This window comes from Chryseobacterium sp. II3a, assembly GCF_057815135.1.
The window spans coordinates 34,124-58,834 of the sequence record NZ_JBYPZJ010000011.1 but is presented as its reverse complement, the minus strand read 5'-3'; the positions used below and the strand labels follow the sequence as shown (position 1 = coordinate 58,834).

General features: G+C 36.1%; 24 protein-coding genes. 14 read left to right on the top strand and 10 right to left on the bottom strand.

Translation table 11 applies throughout. The annotated features are described in order from the left end of the window. Positions 1 to 21: 21 nt before the first annotated feature. Complete coding sequence (locus tag AC3HD6_RS20520) at positions 22 to 1,083, top strand: NAD(P)H-dependent flavin oxidoreductase (protein ID WP_488898017.1); 1,062 nt, start codon at positions 22 to 24, stop codon at positions 1,081 to 1,083. Positions 1,084 to 1,132: 49 nt separating this feature from the next. After that, positions 1,133 to 1,567, top strand: a complete 435-nt coding sequence (locus AC3HD6_RS20515; RefSeq protein ID WP_488898016.1) for a lipocalin family protein — start codon at positions 1,133 to 1,135, stop codon at positions 1,565 to 1,567. A 103-nt stretch (positions 1,568 to 1,670) separates the two neighbouring features. On the opposite strand, the gene AC3HD6_RS20510 is transcribed toward AC3HD6_RS20515, so the two are convergent. Genes AC3HD6_RS20510 through AC3HD6_RS20495 form a run of 4 tightly spaced genes read right to left on the bottom strand, consistent with a single transcriptional unit; the run spans position 1,671 to position 4,926 of the window. Beyond that, complete coding sequence (locus AC3HD6_RS20510) at positions 1,671 to 3,008, bottom strand: UDP-N-acetylmuramate--L-alanine ligase (RefSeq protein ID WP_488898015.1); 1,338 nt, start codon at positions 3,006 to 3,008, stop codon at positions 1,671 to 1,673. 6 nt (positions 3,009 to 3,014) lie between these two features. Continuing rightward, a complete protein-coding gene (locus tag AC3HD6_RS20505; protein ID WP_488898014.1) occupies positions 3,015 to 3,452 on the bottom strand; it encodes a hypothetical protein in 438 nt (145 codons plus the stop codon). A gap of 10 nt (positions 3,453 to 3,462) precedes the next feature. After that, positions 3,463 to 4,269, bottom strand: coding sequence for a lysophospholipid acyltransferase family protein (locus AC3HD6_RS20500; RefSeq protein WP_068939518.1), 807 nt, complete (start codon positions 4,267 to 4,269; stop codon positions 3,463 to 3,465). A 27-nt stretch (positions 4,270 to 4,296) separates the two neighbouring features. Next, positions 4,297 to 4,926 carry an NUDIX hydrolase gene (locus AC3HD6_RS20495; RefSeq protein ID WP_488898013.1) on the bottom strand — a complete coding sequence of 210 codons (630 nt, stop codon included), beginning with the start codon at positions 4,924 to 4,926 and terminating at the stop codon, positions 4,297 to 4,299. 327 nt (positions 4,927 to 5,253) lie between these two features. On the opposite strand from AC3HD6_RS20495, the gene AC3HD6_RS20490 reads away from it, so the two are divergent. The 6 genes from AC3HD6_RS20490 (at position 5,254) to AC3HD6_RS20465 (ending at position 10,715) form a co-directional block, all read left to right on the top strand. After that, complete coding sequence (locus AC3HD6_RS20490; protein ID WP_488898012.1) at positions 5,254 to 6,072, top strand: hypothetical protein; 819 nt, start codon at positions 5,254 to 5,256, stop codon at positions 6,070 to 6,072. Positions 6,073 to 6,227: 155 nt separating this feature from the next. Then, positions 6,228 to 6,629 (top strand): hypothetical protein, encoded by a 402-nt coding sequence (locus AC3HD6_RS20485; protein WP_488898011.1) that lies wholly within the window; start codon positions 6,228 to 6,230, stop codon positions 6,627 to 6,629. Positions 6,630 to 6,641: 12 nt separating this feature from the next. Further along, positions 6,642 to 7,376: a curli-like amyloid fiber formation chaperone CsgH gene (gene csgH / locus AC3HD6_RS20480; RefSeq protein ID WP_488898010.1), complete on the top strand. Its 735-nt coding sequence runs from the start codon at positions 6,642 to 6,644 to the stop codon at positions 7,374 to 7,376. A gap of 11 nt (positions 7,377 to 7,387) precedes the next feature. Then, complete coding sequence (locus tag AC3HD6_RS20475) at positions 7,388 to 7,798, top strand: curli production assembly/transport component CsgF (protein ID WP_068939510.1); 411 nt, start codon at positions 7,388 to 7,390, stop codon at positions 7,796 to 7,798. Between the two features lie 26 nt (positions 7,799 to 7,824). After that, positions 7,825 to 9,192 (top strand): CsgG/HfaB family protein, encoded by a 1,368-nt coding sequence (locus AC3HD6_RS20470; RefSeq protein WP_488898009.1) that lies wholly within the window; start codon positions 7,825 to 7,827, stop codon positions 9,190 to 9,192. Between the two features lie 11 nt (positions 9,193 to 9,203). Then, a complete protein-coding gene (locus AC3HD6_RS20465; RefSeq protein WP_488898008.1) occupies positions 9,204 to 10,715 on the top strand; it encodes a carboxypeptidase-like regulatory domain-containing protein in 1,512 nt (503 codons plus the stop codon). 252 nt (positions 10,716 to 10,967) lie between these two features. Here AC3HD6_RS20465 and AC3HD6_RS20460 read toward each other — a convergent pair whose 3' ends face one another. The 6 genes from AC3HD6_RS20460 to AC3HD6_RS20435 all read right to left on the bottom strand — a co-directional run bounded on the left by AC3HD6_RS20460 (position 10,968) and on the right by AC3HD6_RS20435 (position 17,112). Continuing rightward, positions 10,968 to 11,615, bottom strand: a complete 648-nt coding sequence (locus AC3HD6_RS20460) for a response regulator transcription factor (RefSeq protein WP_488898007.1) — start codon at positions 11,613 to 11,615, stop codon at positions 10,968 to 10,970. A gap of 228 nt (positions 11,616 to 11,843) precedes the next feature. After that, on the bottom strand, positions 11,844 to 12,311 hold the full coding sequence (locus AC3HD6_RS20455) for an OsmC family protein (RefSeq protein ID WP_488898006.1): 468 nt from the start codon (positions 12,309 to 12,311) through the stop codon (positions 11,844 to 11,846). A 168-nt stretch (positions 12,312 to 12,479) separates the two neighbouring features. Next, the gene (locus AC3HD6_RS20450; protein ID WP_488898005.1) at positions 12,480 to 13,883 is read right to left on the bottom strand and encodes a T9SS type A sorting domain-containing protein; all 1,404 of its coding nucleotides are present in this window, start codon (positions 13,881 to 13,883) and stop codon (positions 12,480 to 12,482) included. Between the two features lie 77 nt (positions 13,884 to 13,960). After that, positions 13,961 to 15,520 (bottom strand): Rne/Rng family ribonuclease, encoded by a 1,560-nt coding sequence (locus AC3HD6_RS20445; RefSeq protein WP_488898004.1) that lies wholly within the window; start codon positions 15,518 to 15,520, stop codon positions 13,961 to 13,963. Positions 15,521 to 15,888: 368 nt separating this feature from the next. After that, the gene (locus AC3HD6_RS20440; RefSeq protein WP_002984212.1) at positions 15,889 to 16,179 is read right to left on the bottom strand and encodes an HU family DNA-binding protein; all 291 of its coding nucleotides are present in this window, start codon (positions 16,177 to 16,179) and stop codon (positions 15,889 to 15,891) included. Between the two features lie 261 nt (positions 16,180 to 16,440). Continuing rightward, entirely contained in the window at positions 16,441 to 17,112 is a 672-nt protein-coding gene (locus AC3HD6_RS20435) for a LuxR C-terminal-related transcriptional regulator (protein WP_488898003.1), read from the bottom strand. Between the two features lie 180 nt (positions 17,113 to 17,292). Here AC3HD6_RS20435 and tssO point away from each other — a divergent pair, with 180 nt between their 5' ends. The 6 genes from tssO to AC3HD6_RS20405 all read left to right on the top strand — a co-directional run bounded on the left by tssO (position 17,293) and on the right by AC3HD6_RS20405 (position 24,709). After that, the gene (gene tssO / locus AC3HD6_RS20430) at positions 17,293 to 17,826 is read left to right on the top strand and encodes a type VI secretion system TssO (RefSeq protein ID WP_488898002.1); all 534 of its coding nucleotides are present in this window, start codon (positions 17,293 to 17,295) and stop codon (positions 17,824 to 17,826) included. A gap of 12 nt (positions 17,827 to 17,838) precedes the next feature. Next, entirely contained in the window at positions 17,839 to 18,366 is a 528-nt protein-coding gene (locus AC3HD6_RS20425) for a type VI secretion system transmembrane protein TssO (RefSeq protein ID WP_488898001.1), read from the top strand. A gap of 51 nt (positions 18,367 to 18,417) precedes the next feature. Next, a complete protein-coding gene (locus AC3HD6_RS20420) occupies positions 18,418 to 19,329 on the top strand; it encodes a PKD domain-containing protein (protein WP_488898000.1) in 912 nt (303 codons plus the stop codon). A gap of 47 nt (positions 19,330 to 19,376) precedes the next feature. Further along, entirely contained in the window at positions 19,377 to 21,782 is a 2,406-nt protein-coding gene (gene tssR / locus AC3HD6_RS20415; RefSeq protein WP_488897999.1) for a type VI secretion system protein TssR domain-containing protein, read from the top strand. A 416-nt stretch (positions 21,783 to 22,198) separates the two neighbouring features. After that, entirely contained in the window at positions 22,199 to 22,606 is a 408-nt protein-coding gene (tssD, locus tag AC3HD6_RS20410; RefSeq protein ID WP_488897998.1) for a type VI secretion system tube protein TssD, read from the top strand. Positions 22,607 to 22,777: 171 nt separating this feature from the next. Continuing rightward, positions 22,778 to 24,709, top strand: a complete 1,932-nt coding sequence (locus AC3HD6_RS20405) for a type VI secretion system Vgr family protein (RefSeq protein WP_488897997.1) — start codon at positions 22,778 to 22,780, stop codon at positions 24,707 to 24,709. Positions 24,710 to 24,711: the final 2 nt, after the last annotated feature.

Sequence of the window (24,711 nt, the reverse complement as noted above, 5' to 3'; positions counted from 1 at the left end):
TTTTAAATAAAATCAATTCTTATGGTTTGGCCGGATACAATCAGTAAAAGGTTAGGAGTGAAATATCCTATTATTCAGGCTCCGATGTTTGGAGTGAGTACGGTACAAATGGTTGCTGCAGCAGCCCGTGCTGACTGTCTGGGATCTTTGGCGTTAGCTGACCTTTCAGCAGATGAATCTATTGAACTCATTCGGGAAACAAGGAAATTAACTGATAAGCCTTTTGCTATTAATATTTTTGCCCATCACATTCCTGAAATAACGAATGAATTAAAAGATAAATTTAGCAAAACTAAGCTGTTTTTAGAGCTGTTAGCGAAGGAGAATAATATTGAAGTTACACTGCCTGATCTTGGAGATTTGAATATTAATTCTTATCATGACTTGATAGATCTTGCTATAGAGGAAAATTGTAAGATTATAAGTTTTACTTTCGGAAACCTGGATACTCAAAGTATTCAGAAGTTGAAAGAGAATGGAATAACACTGATTGGAACCTGCACTTCTGTAAATGAGGCTCTGCTTTTGGAAAAATCAGGAATAGATATCATTTGTGTACAGGGAACGGAAGCGGGGGGCCATAGGGGAACTTTTGATCCGGACCATGTTCCGCAGATTGGTGGCTTATCTTTATTATCACAGGTGTATGATCATGTAAAAACTCCTTTAATTTATGCAGGAGGAATTTATAATGCTAAAACTTTAAACGCGATAAATGATTTGGGGGCGCAGGCTTTTCAGGTGGGGAATATTCTATTGGCTTCTCAGGAAAGTGCTTTACTGCCTTTTGAAAAAGAAAGACTCAAAAAGGTGAGAGAAGATGAGATTATGTTAACCAAAAGCTTTTCAGGTAGGTATGCCAGAGGAGTTAAAAATAAATACATTGAAGCCGTTGAAGATTCTGAGTATATTTTGCCTTACCCTTATCAGAATAAACTGACTAATGCCTTGCGTAAAGCTGCAAAATCTAAACAGAATGCAGATTTTGTAGGTATTTGGACAGGGCAGTCTATCCATAATTACAGTGAGCTTTCTACGGAACAGATTCTGAGGGAACTTATATTTCAGGCACGAGAGAAATAAATGGAATTGTAGTATCTTCGGGATCTAAATACAATTCTAAACTTTAATCATGAAAAAAATATTTCTATCTCTGGTTGTATTTTCTGCCATAGTTTCTTGTAGTGATGATGATGTTGTTCCAGAACCAACCATTGTTGGAACATGGAAAATTGGAAAGTCAATAACCTATCAAACCAGTACAGGGAAAACGATAACTCAGGAACCAAACGGTTGTAGTGTGCTTAATACGATAGACTTCAGAGAATATGATGCAAGAGTAGTAAATTACAGTGCCCAAGATGAAAAATGTGTTGAAGCAGCTGCGGCTACCATGAAGTATACCTATAATCCCCAGACAAAGATAATGATGCTTGAGGATGATGTGAATATTCCTCATATTGTTGTAGAGTTAACCAAGGCAAGTATGGTTATTGAAAGTCGAATGAATATAGATATGGATGGCGTTCCTGACGTTATCAAGACCTATTTTACGAGGGTTAAATAAAATAAAAATTCCTTTCAGCTTGTGAAAGGAATTTTATTTTATACAGAAATCTGAGATATTCTTTATTTTCAAATTCTCAAATTAACTCATTTCTAAATTGAATTTACTTCGTCAGATCCAGTCCTCCAAAGTTTCCTGAGCTCATCATCAGATAAACTCCGTTGGTTTTATCCAAAGTATCCCAATAAGCGTGAAGATCTTCAGCATTGGTAAAAACTCTTAGTTTTTCATTCTTGAATTTTTCTTTAATAAATTCCGGAGAGATAGGTTCCATTCTTTTGATTTTTAAAGCATCTTCAGAGTAGAAAACAATGGCTTCTTCCAATCCGTCCATGGCGTGGTCGTACTGCTCTAAGAAGTCAGGATTTAAGCTAGAGTAGGTATGAAGTTCAAGGAAACCATATTTCTTTTCGTTTTTAAACTGTTCTTTAAAAGCTTTTACGGCAGCCTTTACCTTGCTTGGTGCATGGGCAAAGTCCTTATATAATGTTCCTTTATCTTCTCTTTCTACCTTTTCAAGGCGTTTGGATGCTCCTTTAAAACTCATAATGGCTTCGTAGAAGTCTTCATCCATAATTCCCAGCTGCTGGCAGATATGTCTTGCGCCTTCCATATTCAACAGGTTGTGTGCTCCGAAAACAGAAAGCGGAACATCACCCATTTCCGTTTTTAGATATACTTTCCCGTTGTTGATTTCATATTCCGGGGTTTTGTAGGGAATCTTTCTGAAATAATTTTCAGCATTTTCCACTACTTTTACTACTTCAGGATCCTCTTCATTATAAACCAGAATGCCACCAGGAGTAATGCTTGCTACAAATTTTCTGAACTGCTCGATATAATCATCAAAGGTCTTGAAAACATTAATATGATCCCATGCAATACCACTCATAAGGGCGATATTCGGTTGATATAATAAAAATTTAGAACGGAGATCTATAGGGGAAGAAAGGTATTCGTCACCTTCTAATACCATGAAATCATTATCCTGAGTCAGTTTTACCATACAGTCGAAGCCTTCCAGCTGAGCGCCTACCATGAAGTCTACATCCTTCTGATGAAAATTCAGAACATGAAGAATCATTGAGGTGATGGTTGTTTTTCCGTGAGAACCGGCAATAACCACTCTGGTTTTATTTTTAGACTGTTCGTATAAAAACTCCGGGTAGGAGTATATTTTTAACCCTAATTCTTTTGCCTTTGCCAGTTCAGGATTATCCTGATGAGCATGCATACCAAGGATGACAGCATCAATATTCGGAGTGATTTTTTCCGGGAACCAGCCCATTTCCTGAGGTAATATTCCCTTTTTCTCCAATCTGGATTTTGATGGTTCAAAAATAGCATCATCTGAACCGGTAACCTGGTATCCTTTATCTTTTAATGCGATGGCAAGATTGTGCATGGCGCTTCCGCCAATAGCAATGAAGTGGGTTTTCAATTGTATTTACTGTTTTTTAACATTAGTATTAATGATCTGCTGGAAAGCCTCAAGGATGTTGTTCCAGTTCGTCTGATAATTGGGAATAATCATACTGGCATCCGACTTACTGCCTTCGTTAGGCCCTTTTTTGATATTGATCGAAGTAGAAATATTATCGTACAATTTTTTACGATCTTCCTGTATTCTTCTAAAATTGTTCTGAGAAAGAACCTGATCCAGCTTTTTCAGATCTTCATTGGAAATTTTAAAATCCTGTTTGTATTTTTTTCCCTGACCTTCAAAAGAGTAATGTACATTATTTCCTTTGATAAGCAAATTTTCATATACAGGAGCAAAGCCGCCACTCTTCGAATAACTGATATCAAAATCCGAATATACTTTCTGGCTGTTGCACGAAATTAATACTATGACGGCGAATAAAATTCCGATTATTCTGTTCATAATTTTTACTTTAATTATTTGAGTCCTTTTGTTCTAATTTTTTAGCTTTAAGTTCTTCATCATAATTGTGTAATAGATTGAAGTCTTCTGTCTGCTCAATGGCAGTCATGATCTTCAATAGGATTTCTGGTGCTTTTTCATTATCATAATCGATATCCAGAGGAGCCTTGAATTCCATGGTAGGTTTTACACCGGTAACCTTTACACGAAGTCCTTTTTTATCAAATGCTCTTCTGAATCCGTTGATTTTGATCGGGATCACAATAGGACGCTGATTTTTGACCAATTTGGCGGTTCCTCTACGTCCCTGGGCAAAGGCAGATGTTGTTCCCTGAGGGAAGGTAGCTACCCAGCCATTGTCTAATGCTTTCATGATATTGTCTACCTCACTCATGTCTACCATTCTGTTGACATTTTTACCCTCTGCTCTCCAGGTTCTTTTTACTGTTACTGCACCGGCAATCTTGAAGATTTTAGGAAGAATACCTTTATTCATGGTTTCTTCTGCCGCCACATAGTAAAAATCGATCTTTGGATTCAGCAGGTAGATCGGATTCTTAATCGTATTTAAATATCCATTATTTACAGCGCAGAAAGCATGGTACATTGCCGCTACATCAGCAAAATAGGTCTGATGGTTAGATACAAACAATACATTGGAATCCGGAAGATCCACAAGGTGCTCTGTTCCGGTTATTTTTAACTTATTAAAGCCATTGAACCTTCTGTAGGATACGACTCCTAAAATAAAAATAATAAACCTTTTTAAAAAATAAGGTGTTCCGAATGCATCGGTGAATATATTTTTCTTCGCCATTTTTTAATTAAACACGGTAGTGCAAAGTTACATTTTTTTCAGCAACTGGCTGAATTCACTTAATATCATTGCTGTAGCACCCCAGATAATATATCCGTTGAAATTGATAACAGGAACTTCTTGTCCGCCGGCAGTTGGAAGTGCCATAATTTCAGGGGTGTCTGACAGGTTTAAAAAAGAAGTGATCGGAAATTCAATAGTTTCCACCACTTCAGTCTGCTGGAGAACGAAGAGAGGGTTCTTTTTAGTATACGAAATATAGGGATATACATAAAAATTACTAGGTGGAATATAGATCGGAGACATTTCTCTTATAATTCTCACATAATGCTTGTCTATACCAATTTCCTCGGAAGTTTCACGAACTGCAGTTTCTGCAAAATCCTGATCCATCTCTTCGCGTTTTCCACCGGGTAATGAGATCTGTCCGCTATGTCTGTCATGTTCATTAATGGTTCTTTGGATCAAAGGAAAATACCACTCATTGTTTTTAAGATACAATACAATGTTAACGGCTGCAAACTTGGGATTTTTTGCCAATACTTCATCATATGTAAAAACCGGGCGGTAGGGAGGAGAGAATATTCCATGGGCTGGTTCGCCGGGAAGCTCTACACTTTTTATTTTCCTTAATAAATCTTTTCCAAAATTTTCCATAGCTCAAATTTAACAATATATTCCTGAAGAAATAAGCGCCTTAACATTAATTAACCAATGCCGTGGGCAATAGTCAATTTTACTTCGAAAGTGAATGATGAAAGTGGCTGACTATAAAAATTGACAAGCACAGCGAATTGACTATTCACCATTGATATTCTATACCGTATTTCTACGTAACTGAAATCCGTGATATGTTGAATACCAAAAACCGTTAGCTTAGAAACTGTAAATAGTGACTTTTACAATTTACACTTTGATGGTGGTTTTTCACTTAGGTGTAGCGTATACCTTTGTCTTACTATTAACCAATTAATTTTTACTAAGATGAAAAATTTACTTGCAGGTGTGTTTACACTAATCGCCATGAGTTTCGGTTTCGCTCAGTCTAATATTGATGTGACTACCCAAATAGGAAACTTGAACGTTGCTACTGTAGACCAGACAGGTCTTTTGAACATGAATTCTTTAACACAGAATGGGAACCGTAATACCGCAGATATTGATCAGGTAGGTATCATCAATATGAATACTGCAGTGAGTAATGGAAACAGAAACTCGATAGATGTAGATCAAATTGGTATCGGAAACTCAAATAATGTGAGCCAGACAGGGAACAGAAATGATGCTTCAACCTGGCAGTTAGGTCTTTTTAATTCAACTCAACAAATTCAGCTTGGAAGAAGAAACGATGCTTCATCAGTACAATTAGGTCTTGGTAATGGAGTATTTCAATATCAGGACGGTAGAAGAAATGATGCTTCAGCCATTCAGGTAGGTAGTGGTAATATGGCTTACCAAGTTCAAGTAGGAAGAAGAAATGAAGCTGACGCGCTTCAGTTAGGTGCTAATAATATGCTTGTTCAATATCAGGCTGGTGATGATAACACAGCTAACCACTCTCAATTAGGCAGCAGTAATATCGCCATTGCAGCTCAGGTAGGTGATGATAACACAGCTGTTGGATTACAGGTAGGTAATGCCAACCAGTTATATCAAGTTCAATTAGGAGATTCTAATACAGCTGTTGATTTTCAGGCAGGTAATGGAAACTTTACTTGGGTAACTCAAACGGGTGATGCTCATGTTCATATTGGTACTCAGGTGGGTAACGGAAACTCAATGATTGTAAATCAATCGAACTAAGTTATTTTTTATAATACTGTAATCTTTAAATTGGAAAGGAGGAGCTACAGGTGTGGGTTCTCCTTTTTGATCTAAAGATTGAAGATCCAGGAACATCATAGGTATATTGATTGCTGCCGGATATAAAAATGCTCTTTAATTTAAATATCAATGCCATGTTCACCTTAAAATGGAGTGTTTTAGCTCTTTGTATGGTATTGCCACTGCAGGCTCAGGAAATCGACTGGGATAAGATCAACAGTAATACAGTCTTTAATCTTATTACCAGACAGAATATGGAGATGAATACCGGTTACTCTTCCAATATTGTTCAGATGGGTGACTATAACAATGCAGAACTTTCTCTTAACAACAAAACCATTATTACTGTAAGTCAGCTAGGTGACTATAACGCTCTTTATTTTATCAATTCATTCACAGATAAGGAAACCAAAGCTGCCATTATTACGCAAGGAAGTAATAATATCATTGATGTTACGGGAAGCAATAGCATTTCAGACGGAATTCAGATCAACGTAAGGGGAGATAACAGAACCGTTTTTATGCGAAATTATTAAAAAACACAAATAATGAGACCCCTATCTATCCTGAGTTTACATACTTTTTTTGTCTTCCTGTTTATATTGGGTTATGGGCAGGAGGATAAAAAAGTAACGGCAAGAATTGAGAGCACTACACTTGAAAACCAGATCAAAATAAAGGCTGTAGTTGTGAATAATACAGCTGTCTATAAAGAACTAAATTATCTTTTAGTCTCTATAAAAAAAGGAAATGGAGGAAACCTTTCCAACAATCAGCAAAGTGGTAAGTTTTCCGTAAACCCTAATGAAGTAAAGGTCTTATCTGAGATCAGTGTAAATCTTGAATCAAAAGATGCTTTGAAAGCTTTCCTTTATATCAGAGATGAAGAATCCAAAACTTTAGTAGCAAAAGACAGTCTTGAACTCAATAGTGATCTTTTTAGAAAGAAGACGGCAGCTAAAATAGAAGATGATGCTGTTTATGAACTTAAAGGACTTACCATTGATGAAACCAAAACCAAGGTAGGAAAGGACTTTTATGATATGTTCTACATTCAATACAGCCAGCTTCCGGATAAGAGTACAAGTGCTGTTACGATTTCTGAACTTCCTCTTCGTGGAACAAGCGGTCAGATTAATATCCAGATAGATGATAAAGTTATTTACAGTTTTATGACCAATCCCGGAGAAGATTATCTAAAAGAACAATTAGCTTTCAGCTTAAAATATATCAAAGAATTTACAGCAAAGAAAAACCTTATAAAAAATGAATTTATCTATTAAAAACGTCCGTCATGAAAACTTTTGTTATTCTATTAATGTGTGTTGCGGGTATTTTCTTAGGGAAGTCACAGCAACTCGTTTATAAGCCAGTAAATCCCGCTTTTGGAGGAGATACTTTTAATTATCAATGGCTTTTAAGTTCAGCCAATGCACAGAATCCGTTTGATGAAAAAAACGATTACAGCAACCTGCTTGATAAGGTGAATTCCCTTGATAGTTTTACTCAGAGTCTCAACAGACAAATCCTTAGTGAGCTTTCAAGAAAACTCTTTGATGAGCAGTTTGGAGATGGAAATATAAAACCCGGTAACTACCTTTTTGGATCACTTTACCTTCAGATTACCAATACGAATCAGGGACTTTTGATTAATATTTTAGATACCGGTACAGGCGATCAGTCCGAGATCGTAATTCCAAAATAAAATAAAAAACTTAAACCAAACTTATCATGAGAACTTACACTTACAACAGAATCTTTTTCTGTAGTTTCATGCTATGTGTCTTACAGGCTTGTAGTTCAATATTCGGCTTACCTTCAGATCCCGAAAAGCCTACAATGGGAGAGGTAACCGCTTCCACTGCAGAACTAAAGAAGCTCCCTCCGCCTAAAGAAAAAATAGTGGTAGGAGTTTATAAATTCAGAGACCAGACCGGCCAGTACAAACCTTCTGAAAATGGTAACAACTGGAGTACCGCAGTTCCCCAGGGTACAACAACCATTCTTATTAAAGCACTTGAAGATAGCCGCTGGTTTATTCCTATTGAAAGAGAAAATATCGCCAATCTGCTCAATGAAAGACAAATTATCCGTTCCACACGTCAGGAATATATAAAAGATGCAGATAAAAATACTCAGTCACTTCCTCCGCTTCTATACGCCGGAATTCTTCTGGAAGGAGGAGTCATTTCCTATGACAGCAATATCCTTACAGGCGGTCTTGGAGCCCGTTATTTTGGAATTGGGGCTTCCACACAATATCGTCAGGATAGAATTACCATTTATCTACGAGCCGTTTCCACTCTTAATGGAGAAATTCTTAAAACGGTTTATATTTCCAAAACTATTCTTTCCACCAGTGTAAACGGCAGTGTGTTCAGATATGTAGATACAGAAAGGCTGCTGGAGGGTGAAGTTGGATTTACTCAAAACGAACCCATCCAATTGGCCGTAACCGAAGCTATCGAAAAAGCCGTAAAATCTCTTATTATTGAAGGGATTCAGGATAAAATATGGGGAAAAGCTATAGACGATAGTACAGCCGGTTATCAGACTTTAATTAATGAATATAATAAAGAGCAGGACAATAATAATGGCAGGGTCATTGGTAACAGGTACCCTGAAAATTACAGACAAAAAGTTTCTGTGTTTGCCCAGGTGGAGGCTCAGAAGGTTAAAGATGATTATGTAAACCCTAAAATGAATGTAGGAGGAAAGGTAGGGTTCAAATATTTTCTGAACCCCAATTTTAATGTTGAGGTAAATGGGAATTATTTTACCCTTGAAAATGAAAATATTATCAAAAGAAACTACTTCGGTCCTGAAGTGAACCTGGAATACATTCTTTTTCCGAAATACAGATTCAGTCCATACGTGTATGGTGGGGGCGGAGCCTTGTACTCTAAATATAAACCTCAATACAAAGGGCAGTTCGGAGGCGGGATTGAATATATGATCAATCATAATTTTTCATTGAGAGCCTCTGCACAGTATGATCTTGGATTTAAAGATGATTGGGAAGGACTTGTTAACGGAAAAAGAAAAGATCAGGCCTTGCGTTTTGGATTGGGAATCAACTTTTACCTTGGAAACAAATAAAAACATGAATTATGAAAACCTTAATCAAAATATTCAGCATATTCCTCCTATTTTTTTGTCTGTTTTCATGTAATGAAGACCTTGTAGAACAAGCTCAGACAGGAATGCTAAAAGGAAAAGTAGTGAAAAGAGGGAGCAATGTACCTCTCGCTAATGTAAAGATCTTTACCAATCCCACAACGCAAACAGTGTTCAGTGGTACTGACGGGTCTTTCGAAATTGCAGCAATGCCGGTAGGTAATTATTCTGTGAAAGCTGAACTTTCAGGATATATTACAAGTTTTCAGTCTGTAAACATGCAGAATCAAAATCAGGTGGTCACTGTAGTATTTGAAATGGATGATGATACTTCATTAAATTCACCGCCTACTGCACCGCAGCTTCTTAGTCCGATAGATAATGCGGTCAATCAGCCATTAAATGTTGAACTTACCTGGAGTGCAACAGATCCGGATACAGCAGATGTATTAAAATATAGTTTAACAATTAAAAATAATCTTGACACTAATGTGATTCAGGTTAATGATTTGAAAGTGAATCATTATACACTTTCAAATCTGAAGTTTGGTGTAAGTTACTTCTGGCAGGTGTCTGTTTCGGACGGCATTCACCAGCCAGTTTTAAGCCAAGCCAGTAAGTTTACAACCAATACGGTTCCGGCCAACCGATATCATTATGTGAGAAAACTGAATGGTAACTTTGTCATCATGTCAAGTGATGAGCAGGGAAATAATTTTCAGTTCACAGATTCTTCTTATAACAGCTGGCGGCCACGGAAAAATAATAATGCAGGTCTCATTGCCTTTCTCAGAACTGAAGGTGGTAGTACCCATATTTACACTGCCAATCCAGATGGATCCAATCCTTTTAAAGTCACCACGGTTCCCGTTGCCGGCTTCAATGCCTATGAAATGGATTTTGCCTGGAGTACCAATGGTAAGGAAATTATTTACTCCAACTTTAATAAATTATATAGGATCAATAAAGACGGAAGCGGCCTGACGCTTGTCTATACAACTCCGGATGGAAGCATGATTTCAGAATGTGACTGGAGCTACGACGGAAGTAAAATAGCCATAAAAACCAATGACTATAACGGCTATAATACAAATATATATGTCATAGATATGATGGGAAATATTCTTAAAACGGTGTTGTCCGGTGCTGCCGGAGCCAGTGGAGGCCTTAATTTTTCTGTAGATGGGCAGCTTCTTCTCTTTACCCGGGATCTGTCAGGATACCAGGATGGAAGTGGAAACTATCGCCAGCTGGATTCTCATATCTTCATTTATAATTTAACAGATAATACTGTAAATGATATTTCCGCTGAAAGTGATAAAGTCATGGGAACCAATGATCTGGATCCAAGATTTTCCCCCAACAATGCCCAGGTCATCTTTATGAATACCTCCAATGATAATATCTCACAAAGAAACGTAATGGTAATAGATCTGAATAGTAGTTTGACAGACCTTTCACGATCTACGCTGTTCAGTAACGGCGAAATGCCGGATTATGAGTAGGGTAAAAGAGGCTTTACTTTAAAGCATAGAAAAGTCAATGGTGAATTTTGCTTCGCAAGTGAATTAAGAAGTCTCATGGTATATAAAAAATTGACAAGCGAAGCGAATTGACCATTCGCTATTGACTTCTTTCAATATTAATAATCAGTTGTTTGCCGAACTTTTTATTAATAGGAATTGGGGAGCAGGCAAAAAAAAATTCCAGATCTTAGGGTCTGGAATTTTTCAGGTTAATCATTTGGCGAAATTCAATCAGTCTACAATATGATTTTCAATAGCATATTTTACGACGCCCGCAGTGTTTTTTACATTCAGTTTCAAAAGAATTTTTTTTCGATGTGTTTCTACCGTATTGATACTTATAAATAGTTTTTCAGAGATGTCTTTGCTGCTGAATCCCTCACAGATTAGCTGGAGTATTTCCATTTCACGACGGGTAAGAGGATCTCTGATGTGGAAATTTCGTTTGCCCTGTTCATTACTAATGAAACTCAGCATTCTTTCCTTGGCATGGTCACAAATATAAATTTCGTTCAATAATAAAGCATTAATAGCTTTTAGAAATTCATCATATTTGCAGTTTTTATCCAGATAGCTTTTAATACCTTTATTGAAAAGCTTTCTGATATCTATTACATCATAGCAGCTGCCAATGATGATAATTTTGATATGATGATACTCTGTGATGATATTTTCTACAGATTTGCATATCTCAGTAAGCATGAGGATGTTGGAACTCATGACAAGCATTTCAGGAGGCTTGTCTTTTAATTGTTTGTAGAGCATTTCTAAGGAATTACAGATATCTATTGTATTGAAAATTTTGCTCTGCATTAGTAATCTTGATAAGCCCTCTGTATATAACATAGGTTCATCAAAAATGGTTAATCTTGGTTTCATCATGGTCTGTTTTGTTTATATAAAAATATGAAAAAAACTTAACATAATGAATAAATTTGATAAATAATTTAGATTTTATATGAATATTATGGTAATAAAATATTATTTTTATTGATTATTTGTTAAATAAGTCTCTTTTTGTTGAATTTTGATCCTTAAACTTAGAGTTATTGTAGCTCGATGTTTAATATTAAAGGCGTTTTGGAGTATTTTTATAAAAATATTTTTTTATTTAACTAACACTTTGGGGATATGTTTTACCATACAGTTAACCGAATTGGCAATGAAACAAAATTCATTGGCTTTATGATGAAGTTCTTGGGCTTTTTCCATCATAGATGGTTCAGAAACTGTGACAATAGGGTATAATGTTACCTCTGTGAAATGTCCGCTGCCATTCGCTGTTTCTTCCATAATCCCAGTAGCTTCATCTATATAATTGGTAACAATAATACCTTCCGCAGAACAAAAATGAAGATACCAAAGCATATGACATGAAGAAAGTGAAGAAAGAAAGAGCTCTTCAGGATTGTGCTTTGTTTTATCTCCTCGAAATGCCGGATCAGATGAACCTTCAATAACAACTTTATTGTCTGCTGAAATGGTGTGACTTCTCTCATAATCTCTATAGCCGCTGGTTCCGGTTCCTTTGTTTCCCGTCCATTGAATGGTGGTTTTGTAATGGTGATTTTTCATAATTAAAACTAAAAGATGTTATGTTTATATTCAATAGAGGTGGGCTTTAGTCCGCCTTATAACATAAAACAAATCCTATGGCTTTAGCCTAAACCTTAGCATCGAATAGCTACTTTACTGTGGTACTAAGATAATAAAAAACCTCCGGTAAAATCCGGAGGTTAAGTTTTAATTTTTAATAAGTTTTTTAGTGGTAATGCTTCCGTTTTCAAAAGTGACTGTAGCTATATAAATTCCTTTAGGCAAGTCTGAAACAGAAGTGTTGGATTCTTTGGTGACTTTTAGGAGCTTCCCGCTCGCAGAAAAGATTTCAATTTTAGCTACTTTATCCGGGGTTTTATAAACCAGGTTTTGGCTTACAGGATTTTCAAACGAAATTCCAGTTTTGCTTGCTTTAGAAAAATCTGCGGTAGCCAAAGTAGTGTTGTTATTTAACAGAAATTTAAAAATCTGGTTTCCTCTTGTTGCAATAATACTTCCATCATTGATAATCATGTTTCCTATAAATAAAGTACCTACTGCATTTTCTGAATAATAATTAAAAGCAGGATCTACAGAGCCTGTTGGAGTAAGTTTGGAAATTACAAAGGTTTCTCCACTTGGACCTGTAATCCCGGAAATATAATAATTTCCATTTCTCTCAAAAAGAGAAAGTGATAAATCTCCATCGTTAAAAGGCGGTTGTGTATTATCAAATATAAAAGAATTATCGCGGCTGCCATTGGGATTGAGTCTGAAAATCTCTTTGTTTATATTAGCACATACAATATAATTATTACTGTCCAAAAAAGCGGAATTGATGGCTCCAGGGCTTGATGGGAATGCTGCAACACCATTGTTTCCAAAAGATGAAAACACCTGTCCGTTGGGATCATATTTTTCTAAGGCCCCATAAGGATATGAATTGCTGCTGCCGGTAAGGCTTATAATATTGGATTGATTATCCAGAAAAACATATTTTGCTTTGGTATTGATAGAGCCGTTATTTCCAAAAGTTTGATCTATAGAACCATTTTCATGTAATCTGTAAACCAGAGAATAATCTAAAATATGATAATTATTGTCGAAAGCATTGCCATAGACAATGATTTTGTTGTTTTGTATGTAGAATCCAAAGCTATCTACATTTAGGCTCATTCCGATATAAGGAATTTTAGCCGTTCCATTGGTTCCAAAAGTAGAATCTATCTGCCCATTGGGAAGAATTCTTGTGATAGCGGTTCCATCTTCATAGAAACCTAGCATAACAAGTTTGCCGTCAGCCTGTTTTTTAAGAGTAGAAGGGTATCCGGAAGAAGTATAGGGAATACTTACTACTCCATTGGTCCCGAAAGAAGTATCAATGGTACCATTAGGATTTAGCTTTGATAAAACAACGGCTGTAGTGGCATTTTCTTTTATATAAGTGAAGTAAATGCTTCCGTCTGAATGTTGAAGAATGTTTGTGTAATAAGAGTTAGAAGCCTCTGCAATGGTATATTTTCCGTTAGAGGCGAAACTGTTGTCATAAGATGTAATTTGAGCGGAAATACTCTGAGCTACCAGGGTAACCAGTAATAGATTTTTTTTCATTGTGTTTGAGTTTTATGTAGTTTTTTACAAATGTAACAAAAAAACCTTCAGTAATTACTGAAGGTTTAAATTTTGTCTTAATTAGAGAATTCTATCAATTCTTCCTTTTTGGAATTGTAAATTCTGTATTCTAAATATTTAAAAGAATCCCTTGGTACAATGGTTACCCATTTTTTATACTTCATGAACCATTTCATTTGGATGCTTTTAATGCCTTTTGTAAGGTAGGCTTCCACAAATGGGTGTACATGCAGGTAGATTTTTCCTTTTTCTTTCTGCAGGATGTTTCTCAGCGTTTCACCCATTCTTTCCACGATCACAATAGGAGCTACAATTTCTCCATCTTTGTTCGGGTTTTCTTCTTTGGTTTCGATCTGTTTTTCCGGACGGTTTCTTTGTCTGGTAATCTGGATCAGACCGAATTTACTTGGAGGAAGGATTTTGTGGCGGGCTTTGTCGCGCTTCATTTCCTCTTTCAGGTGTTCATAGAGCTCTCTTCTGTGCTCTGAGTTGGGCATGTCGATAAAATCGATCACAATGATACCTCCCATATCGCGGAGGCGAAGCTGTCTGGCAATCTCTGTGGCTGCCATTTTGTTGACTTTAAGAGCGTGTTCTTTATTAACAGCGGTTCCGGTAGTAATATTATTTCCGGAGTTAACGTCTACGACGTGCAGGGCTTCTGTGTGTTCAATAACAAGATAAGCACCTTTGGAGCTTGGTATGTTTACATGTTTTCCGAAGCTCTGTTTAAGCTGTTTTTCAACATTGTAATATTCCAGAAGTGGAATATGAGAATCATAAAACTGGACAATGTTTTTCTTTTCAGGGGCAATTACTTCAACGTAATTGGTCATTTCATTTACCATTTGCTCGTCGTCGCAGATGATATTCACGAAATCCTGATTGAAATTGTCTCTTAAAATAGCTGAAGCTTTATCTTCTTCGCTTAAAACTTTAGACGGAACTTTATTTCTCTGGATATTTTTAAAAGTGCTTTCCCATTTCTGAATCAGCTGATTCATGTCATTATGAAGGTCGGCTACCTTTTTTCCTTCGGCTACAGTTCTGATAATGACTCCAAAACCTTCAGGCTTAATGCTGTCGATTAGAGTTCTTAATCTTTCTTTTTCCTCAGAACTTTTAATCTTTTTGGAAATGGAAACTTTATTGTCGAATGGAATTAAAACCAAAAAACGTCCTGTCAGTGAAACCTGGGTAGAAATCCTTGGCCCTTTTGTAGAAATAGGCTCCTTAGTAATTTGTAAAAGAACAAGATCGTCTTTTGCAATGACTTTGTCTACCGTTCCGTTTTTATCTATTTCGGGCTGTATCTCGAAATTTTTTAAGCTTGAAGAGTTTTGTTTTTTAGAGATCGTATCTTTTAAAAACTTTCTGTAGGTAAGATATTGTGGTCCCAGATCCTGATAATGCAGGAATGCATCCTTGTCATATCCTATATTGACGAATGCCGCATTAAGGTTAGGGGCCAGCTTTTTTACTCTTCCAATAAACAGATCTCCAACTATAAAATCGCTTTTGTCCTCTTGCTCATGAAGTTCACATAGTCTTCCGTCTTCCAGCAGTGCAATCTTTGTAAGATCATCTTCATGCGAAACTATTAGTTCTTTCTTCATTTTGTTATCAGATAAAAATTGTTAAGATTTTAGGAAATTGGTATTGTTCTAGATTAATTCATCTATTAAATATAAGGATTTAGAATGAAAACCATTATATTTTTATTAAAATAATATTTGAAACCATCCGTTTTCCGCGGAATCTTATAGTTGCAAACAAAAATATAGTCGGTGAACTTTAAAAATTTAAAACCACCAACTATATTATTATATTGTAAATCTCGAGAAAAAGAGATTATTTTTTCTTATGTCTGTTTGCTCTTCTTCTTTTCTTTCTTTTGTGAGTCGCAACCTTGTGTCTTTTTCTTTTCTTTCCGCTTGGCATAATTTTAATTTTTTAGTAACTAGTTAATATTCAGTTAATGTTCTTATTTTACTGCAACTTTCGTTTTTACTTTCTCTACAAAAGACTTTGAAGGTTTGAAAGCAGGAATGTTATGAGCAGGAATCTCAATCGCAGTGTTTTTAGAAATATTTCTTCCTGTTTTAGCAGCTCTTGTTTTAATGATAAAAGATCCAAAACCTCTCAGATAAACGTTATCCCCATTATACATAGAAGTTCTGATCTCCTGCATAAAAGCTTCTACAACTTTCTGTGTTTCATTCTTTTCTGTTCCCAACTTATTTGAGATGGTGTTTACCAATTCTGCCTTTGTCATTTCCTTATTTTAATTTTAAATTTTAGGTGTGCAAATTTAGTTAAAAAAATTGAATACTAGCAAATTAGTGGCAAAATATTTTTATTCAAATAGTTGAGCTATTAATGTATATCCTATGTTAACGCAGGTTGATGATAATTTAATAATAAAATAATATTATAGAATTTTGATAAAAAAACACCAGAAATAGAAAAAATATGAAACACGTAACAGTAAAATTATCAGTGCTTTCTGTTATCTGTTTTCCGAATTTTTTAACTCCTACATGCTGGAGTTGTAGTATCCATTTTCTACACAGAAACGGATAAGATGAAGTTTGGTTTTTAATCCCAGCTTTTCCGTTAGACGATTGATGTAAGTATCAATCGTTCTTGTACTCAGGTTTAGTTTTTCTGCAATTTCTTTATTACTGAAACCTTCATAACAGAATCTCATCAGTTGTATCTCAGCCGGTGAAAGCTCTTCCTGCCCTTTCTTTTGCCTGTCCATATATTCCTGTACGGCAAGTGGCTGTTGTTCCCATTCTTTTGAATAGGCCTCATAATCGAACTCGTCAGAAGCGATACTCCCTTTAATGATATCTTTAATAATGGTACTGTTTTTCTGACAGTAATAGATATTAGGTATTCTCGACAGAATTTCAGCCATATCCTCCTGGTAAGTTCCGGAATAAGTAATAATAGGTGTTTCTGTGTTGTTTTTCCTTATATATTTAATCGCTTCAATTCCACTCAATACCGGCATAAACAGCTCTATGATAAATACATCTTCCTGTCTTCTGTAAATTCGGTTCACAAGCTCGTGGCCATTGTTACAGTCGTTCAACAGCATATAGAAAGGATTTTCCATAAGTGTTTTGATCATTATTTTTTTAAAATAAAAATCACTGTCTGCTATAGAAAAACGCACGGTATTAGATAATATTTTACTCATTCTTAATATCGATTTGGCAAATGATATTTAAAATTCAGAGGCCTAATTTATGAAAAACTTATTAAAGTGAAAATTAATATTAATTTAAACCGGGATTTCACGAAACCGGAGTGGGGAAAATACGTATTGTGCATAAAAAATTTTTTTTATACTTTCACAGGCCAAACAAATCGCAAATATATGTCTTCTAACAGGGAAAAAAAATTGAACAAATCTGACGTCAGAACGGGCATTTGGAAGTTTATCCTTTCATTTGTTGTTTTGTCTATGGTGTCCTTTAGCTGTTTATATCTCTTCTTCAAAAGCTATGATATACAGCGTGAAGGGATAAGTCGTGAAGCTGAAGCTTATAAAGAATTAATGCGTCGAAGTGATATGCTGAAGGAGAATGTGGATGAAATTTATGAGAAAATGACCCAGCTTGATCTGAACAAGGTGGAAAATGAGGCTTTTCTAAGAACCAATATTATGGATAACGTAGGAAATGTGAAAAGTATTATGGGAAAAGACAGTATCACAAGCTTTAAACATTACACTACATTGATGAAACAGATCGGACCTATGCTTACGTTGAAAACCAAAATTAGTGGTGTAGAATACAAAAAGAAAACAGTTCTCAGAGACCTGGATGAATGTATGGGCAAAGTGAGCCGCGCCAATAATGAGCTTAGAAAAGATCCTACAAGAAATTTTACAGGAGGTAGAAGAAGATAAAAAGATAAAGATATGCAAGGACAAATTACACTATCTAAAAAGGAAAGGCATTATCAGTTTTTTTATTTAATACTGATGCTTTTAACTGCCATGATATTTCTGGGAGTTATCTTTTTAAAAGGATTTGAATCACCGTTTTCTGACGAAGACGTAAGAGGAATTCAGAATCTAGAGCAAAAGGCTGAGTTTGAACAGCACCAGAAAATCATTCTTCCTATCATGGACAGTGCGTATACCATGATTAGTAAGCTTACTGATGAGGCTCCACAACCTTTTGTGGAAAATAATATCTTTATGGGGGTTAATGATTTGAACGATTATTTTAAGCGTCATGATAATATTGTTGATATCCGAAAAGATGCTTATCCCCAGATTGCCAAATTCTATAAGATGTACTTTGATGACAAGAAAGTAATCTCCACTACCTCAGAAGATATCAAAAGATTTGAAAAGCAGGTAGAAGAGTGCAGAATAGGATTTAAAGATAAGCAGGATAAGATTTATCAACGTCAGAGTGAGTTGAAGGCTCGTACCCAATAAACGAACAATGAATTTAGGAACTATAAATAAAACACATCACAATTATTAACTATGAATTATTTTCAAAAGAACAAAAAGAACATTATTATCGGTGTTATTGCAACATTGCTCATAGCAGCCCTGGTTGCTCTTTGGTTGCAGAAAAAAGTGATCCATTCTGCTGATGATATTGTTGGAGTAGTCTATCCATCTAATTTGTCGGTAGGAGATACCCTTTTATTTGAAGATAAAACCCAGTTTGCAAAAACCAAAAGATGGAATTTTGGAGACGGAACAACTTCTGATAAAAATAGTGGAATTCACTTCTATAATAAACCTGGATATTATCAGGTAAGTTTGATTGTTGACAACAAGTACACCAAATCATTCCCAGTAATGGTTTCTGCAAGAGGCATCAAACCAGCGAAAGACAGTACAAAATCCAAAACAACTATTGAAGCTCAGGTTCAGGCAATGCAGAATGAGAACGTACAGTTCCGTGCTATATCTGATGCAAAAGACTTTGCATGGAAATTTGGAGAGACAGGAAATACGGATGCTAAAGAGAAAATGGCAATCTACGCTTATAAAAAGCCGGGAGATTACGTGGTAACTCTTTACACTGAGCAAAGCCAGGAGCCTATCTACCATCATATCAAAATTCTTCCTGCTTACAACCCTTTGGAACAGGAAGAAGTTTCTGTAGAGGATTCCTACGCAAAAGTTGACAGTGATTTCAAATATCATTTACAGCAGATTGCCAACGGAAACAGTTTCAATATGCACTATAACTACCTGTTGAAAACTTATTTGTGTAATAATGAGAATACAGTGGTAAAAGTTAATGACAGTAAAGTCAATAACTTCTACATGTACTGTGCAGGTCTTCAGTTTGATAAAAATACGGTCATTCAGACTGTAAAGGTGAATTTAGATGATACACAGAACTGTGTAACGAAAGTAGATATAAACCAAAGCAAATAATACCATTCGGTTCACCGGATGTACCAATCATAAAAAGATAAAATAGGATGAAAAATAAATTTCCTCTAGCAGCATATTATATAGGATTATCAGTATTACTGACGAGTTGCCAGGTAAAGCTTCCGTCAAAAAAAACACCTGAACCTTCTCAATATGGACAGGTAGATAATTCAACAGTTGTCAATGGTTATCCTAAAAAATCCGTTCCATGGATCGTTATTTCAGACAGATCAAGAAATACGGCTTATTTGGATAAAGATGATGAAAAATCATATAAAGAAGTGAAGTTTCTGGAACCCTTAATGGTTCTGAAGCATAGAGACGGAATGGTAAAGGTAGCAGAATATGTACCGGATGCCTTAATGAAAAAAGTCTCCTCAAAATCTATTAAAACCTATGGCTGGATCCATGAATCTGACCTCCTTTTATGGAATCATTCCCTGAAGAGCGAAAGAACAGGATATCCTGTAAGAGTAGCAGTAGTGCCTAATAACAGTGAAGTTATCAGAAATGCTGAAAGATACTACAAAAATGACTCTATTATGGTGTTCAATTCACCAAGCCTTATTGAAGCTGCTAATGTTAAAATTCCTAACGGGCAGATGGTGTATGTTTATAAACAGGCTGAAAATAATAAAAGATTCCTGGTAGGTAAAAAACCATCTGTAGACATCGACAGCATTGGAAAAAGCCTTTACGGATGGGTGAGCTCCAACGTAATTTCTACATGGGGTGAGCGTTCAGCGATAAAGCTTAAAAATACTACAGGAATTACTGAAACAGAACTTGGAGTACGTGAAGGGTATCCAGGTGCATCAGGTTCAGATGCAGAGAACAGAACGGCTATTCTTCTTACAGATGTAAATAAGAGAAAGCCCCTGGAAAATATCTTCCCAGTAGTTCTGCCTCTTAATGAAACTCCAACTCCGGACTCTAAAACAAAGTATTTTACCAATATTCTTGATTATAGTAAAAACTATGTCTTTAATGTTTTAGGAGAGCCTATCTACTTCGACCGTTATAAAGAAATCACAGATAGAGATAAAAACATTAATATTGTTTTTGCATTGGATATAAGTGCTGGAAATGCACCTTACGCGCCTATTGTAAAATCATTATTACAGGATCTTCAGCTTAGATTTGAAAAACCATCGTATTTCAATAACGTAAAATATGGAGTGGTTTTGTATAAAAACAACCCTTGTGGTACCAATACAGCGGTTTCTAACCTAAGTGCAGATTACAGTAAGATTACGACGTTTATCGATCAGAAAACGAATGAGATGAACTGTACCAGCAATAATGGTTATCAACCGGTAGGAGAAGCTCTTACTGCAGCAGGAAATCTTCTTTCCAATGTTCCGGATGAAACCAATATTGTGGTTACTGTAGGGACCTCTGCTAACCAAAGCGGAAATATGTACAGCGTTATTGGTTCTCTTACTCAGGCGCAGGCAAGATTGATTATGTTCCAGACCAGTGCAAGATCTTCAGATACTTACAATGATTTTGTATTAATGGCTGAAAATGTGGTAACCAATACGGCTAAAAATATCGCTGAGCTTAAAAAGCAAAAGATCATCAATCAATCTGATGTTCTTACCAAAAACAACTTCAGCCTGGTAGAAGGTGATGAAGGCTTCTTCTCTTTAGCTTACCCTAAGCAAAGTATGTCTCAGGGATTTGTAATCTTCCCTAAAAAAGGAGATGTAGCAACCCCAGGATTCCTGAAGAAATCAGTAGACAGCCTTATTGCACAGGTTACTTTAGACAACCAGAGTGTTGATAAATCCCTAAATGCTTATTTCCACTCCTCTGTAGGGGCAGGAAAAACTGATGTGGATTTGAAATATAAATACTTGTATCCAGGACTTACCAATCCTGTTTCTGCAGGAATCGCAGCACAGTTGATTAATTATGGAAATCCATTCCTTGTAAAAGGGTATTTACCAAAAGAACTGAAAGAAATTACTCCGAGTATAGAAAAAGGAATTCTGATCTCTGAATCGGAATTTGATAATCTTAAAGCATTCTATTCTGAAGTATACAGAAATACAGAGCCAGATAAACCAGGTTTCAGCCAGTCAAAAGCGATCAAGGAATATGTAAGACTGTTAAAGAAATACAATCCAACGATCAAGTTCCTGGATAAGGGAGACCTTTATGAGTTGCCAATGTCTTATGCGATCGGAATGAGTACAGGATTCGATCTTTCCGAAGAAGAGATCCTGGCTAAGTATAAGCTTAAAGGATGGAAAAAATCAAAAATAGTTCGTAATGAAACAGTAAGAACTTATTTCCACCACTATAAAGACTTAGCAGAAAGAATGCTGAATCACAGAAATAATCCGGCAGTGAAGATTCAGCAAAACGGACAGACGTTCTATTGGCTGAGCGAGTTCTTTACACCAACGATGACTCAAACAGAAGCTCCGGAATATACTAAACATTAATGGTTAGTTTTATCATAACAAAAAGCAGAAGTAACCTTACTTCTGCTTTTTTGTTACAGAAATTTCTACTGAGGATTTTCATAGTATTTAAAACAGGAATTTTTCTTCTAACTTTCCGATGTGACATCTTAAGATAAAAATCTTAGACTTTTGAATATATGAGGGCTGTTATTTCTCGTTTAAGTGTAAAAGTCTGTTTTTCTCCTTAATTAGGGATAAAGCTTAAAATGCTTTATTAATGCGAGTTATGATATTGTTTATAAATCCATTGTCGTAGAATTACTACAAAAAGTCGTAGAACTACTACAATTTTTCAAATTTATGGTGAAAAGTTTTTTTTAGCCGAAAAGACCCTTTATATTTGCTACACAATCACTGAATCACAAAATATTACTAACGGTTAAAATTTACAAATCATGGCAGAAAGAAATTCGAGAGGAATCTTAAAATTCAACAACGGAGAAGGTCAGAAATTATTAAAAATGAACTACAGCGTATCAAGATCTACAGACGTATCAGGACGTGTAGCATCAGACCCTTCTAACGCATTAATCAAAGTTACAGTAGAAGCTACTGAAAAATCAGATATCTTAGAAAGTTTACTGAACGGAAAGTATAAGCCGACAGTAGGAGAAATTACTTTCAACAAATCTCACGAAGAAGGAACATTAATCACTTTGAACTGGCAAAATGGATATGTAATCCAACACCAGGTAGAATTTGATGCTGTAGACAGCAATAGTATGTATATTAGCTTCGTAGTGAGTGCTGAAACTATCAGCTATGGTAATTCTGAGTATGCTGGACTTTGGCCAACAAGCTAAAACTACTACACATTATCAACATTCATACAAAAAAAAGACTGTCCACTTTGAAGACGGTCTTTTTTTGCCTGACATTAAAAAAAAATATTGATTAATTATTCATATCTCATTGATATGATGACTATTTCATAAAATATTGCTATCTTTAATACAAAACTAAACACAAAGCATATGAAAACCGAAACAAAGACAAAGGGGTCTTCTTTCCGTCCATCACAGAATGCTGATGGAATATCTGAAAACCATCATGCAGGGATCAACCGGTTGGTAAAACTTTCGCTGGTTGTGGAGGGAAAAATTATTAAGTATTACAAACATTTCACGCTTAAGCAAAAAACGAGTAACCATCACGAATTTAGTCTTACCCTTGCTCATGATGCATTGGGTGACAGGCAAAGCCATACCCTTGAGGAAGCCAATAAATTTTTGGGAAAACGCCTTACGGCAATTATTTCCTATAAAGATATTGATAACAGTCCCGAAAGAAATTTCGTAGGGCTCATTACCAAAGTAGGATTCAGCCAGGAAAAGATGAGTCTTGGAAATATTGTCCTTTCAGGATATAGTCCAACCATTCTATTGGATGGTGCTCCGCACATCCAGAGTTTTGGAGGCGGACAGCCCGTTAATATGGGAATCATTGCTGAAGAAGTAATTAAACAGGGAATTGATAAAGGCCGCTTTGATATCAGAGTGGATACCAACGATTATTCTCAGATTATCTATAGCAGCCAATACAACGAGACCCATTATAACTATCTTGCAAGAATGGCAGAAGCCTATGGAGAACAATTTTACTATGACGGTGAAGTGCTTCATTTCGGAAAACTTCCACCTCAGAACAAACCTATAAAACTTACTTACGGAAGTAATGCTGATGACATCAGGGTAGAATTAAAGGCAGTTCATACAAAGCCACAATATTACGGCTACAACAGCAGTAAAAATGAAAAGCTGACTTCCGGTGAAACTCCGGTTAACCATTTGGGAGATCTAGCGAAAACAGCATACAGCCATAACGATAAAATATATAAAACTCCGGCGCTTCAGGTAGCTCCTATTAAAGCATCCACTCACTTAGATGTGGAGAACTCCCAGAGAAGTACTGCAGGGAGTGAAGCGGTAAGTGTATTTTCCGTTTCAGGTTCTACTACAGTGCCATTCCTTCATCCGGGATGTGTGGTTGATATCCACATGAGAAAACCTGACAGTAATGAGACTTCTTATTTTACCAAGGTGATGGTGACAGAGGTAACTCATGAAATTGATACTATTGGTCACTATAAAGGAAGTTTTGAATCTATAGCGGCAGATACAGGATTTTTACCAAAACCTGAATTTACAGTACCTATTGCACAGCCTCAGATTGCAACGGTAATTGCCAATGCAGATCCTGAAGGACAGGGAAGAGTACAGGTAAGATTCGACTGGCAAATGAACGATACTACTCATTTTGTGAGAGTAATGACCCCTGATGCAGGGGGAACCGATCAAATTACCCAAAACCGTGGGTATGTAGCCATTCCTGAAGTAGGAGATCAGGTGATGGTGAATTTTGTACACAGTCATCCGGACCGTCCATTTGTAATGGGAGGAATGTTCCATGGTGGAATTGGCCTTGGCGGAGGAGTAGATAACCGGGTAAAATCTATCCAGACAAGAAGCGGACACAGAATTGTTTTCACAGAAGATGAAAGTATCATCATCACAGATAAAAGCGGTAATCAGATCCATCTGGATACGACAGGAAGCAATATCAATATCACTGCACCGGAAACCATGACCCTGAATTGTAAAAATATGAACATCAATGTAGGTGAAAATATGACAACAACGGTAGGTATGAACAAATCAGACAGCATAGGACTGAATAATACTGAAAGTGTAGGAGCTATGAAGTTTACTTCAGTCATTGGAAATGCAAGCACGTTTATTACAGGAAAACTGACAGAGATTATTGAAGGGGATGTGCTTAGCGAAACCAAGAAAGAGAGAAATGAGGTCAGTGAAAAAGATATGAATATTCAATCCGGAAAGTTTGTTCATAAACATGCCCAGGCAGAAGTACAGAACAATAGCGGAGAGAAGTCGAAAGCACATTAACC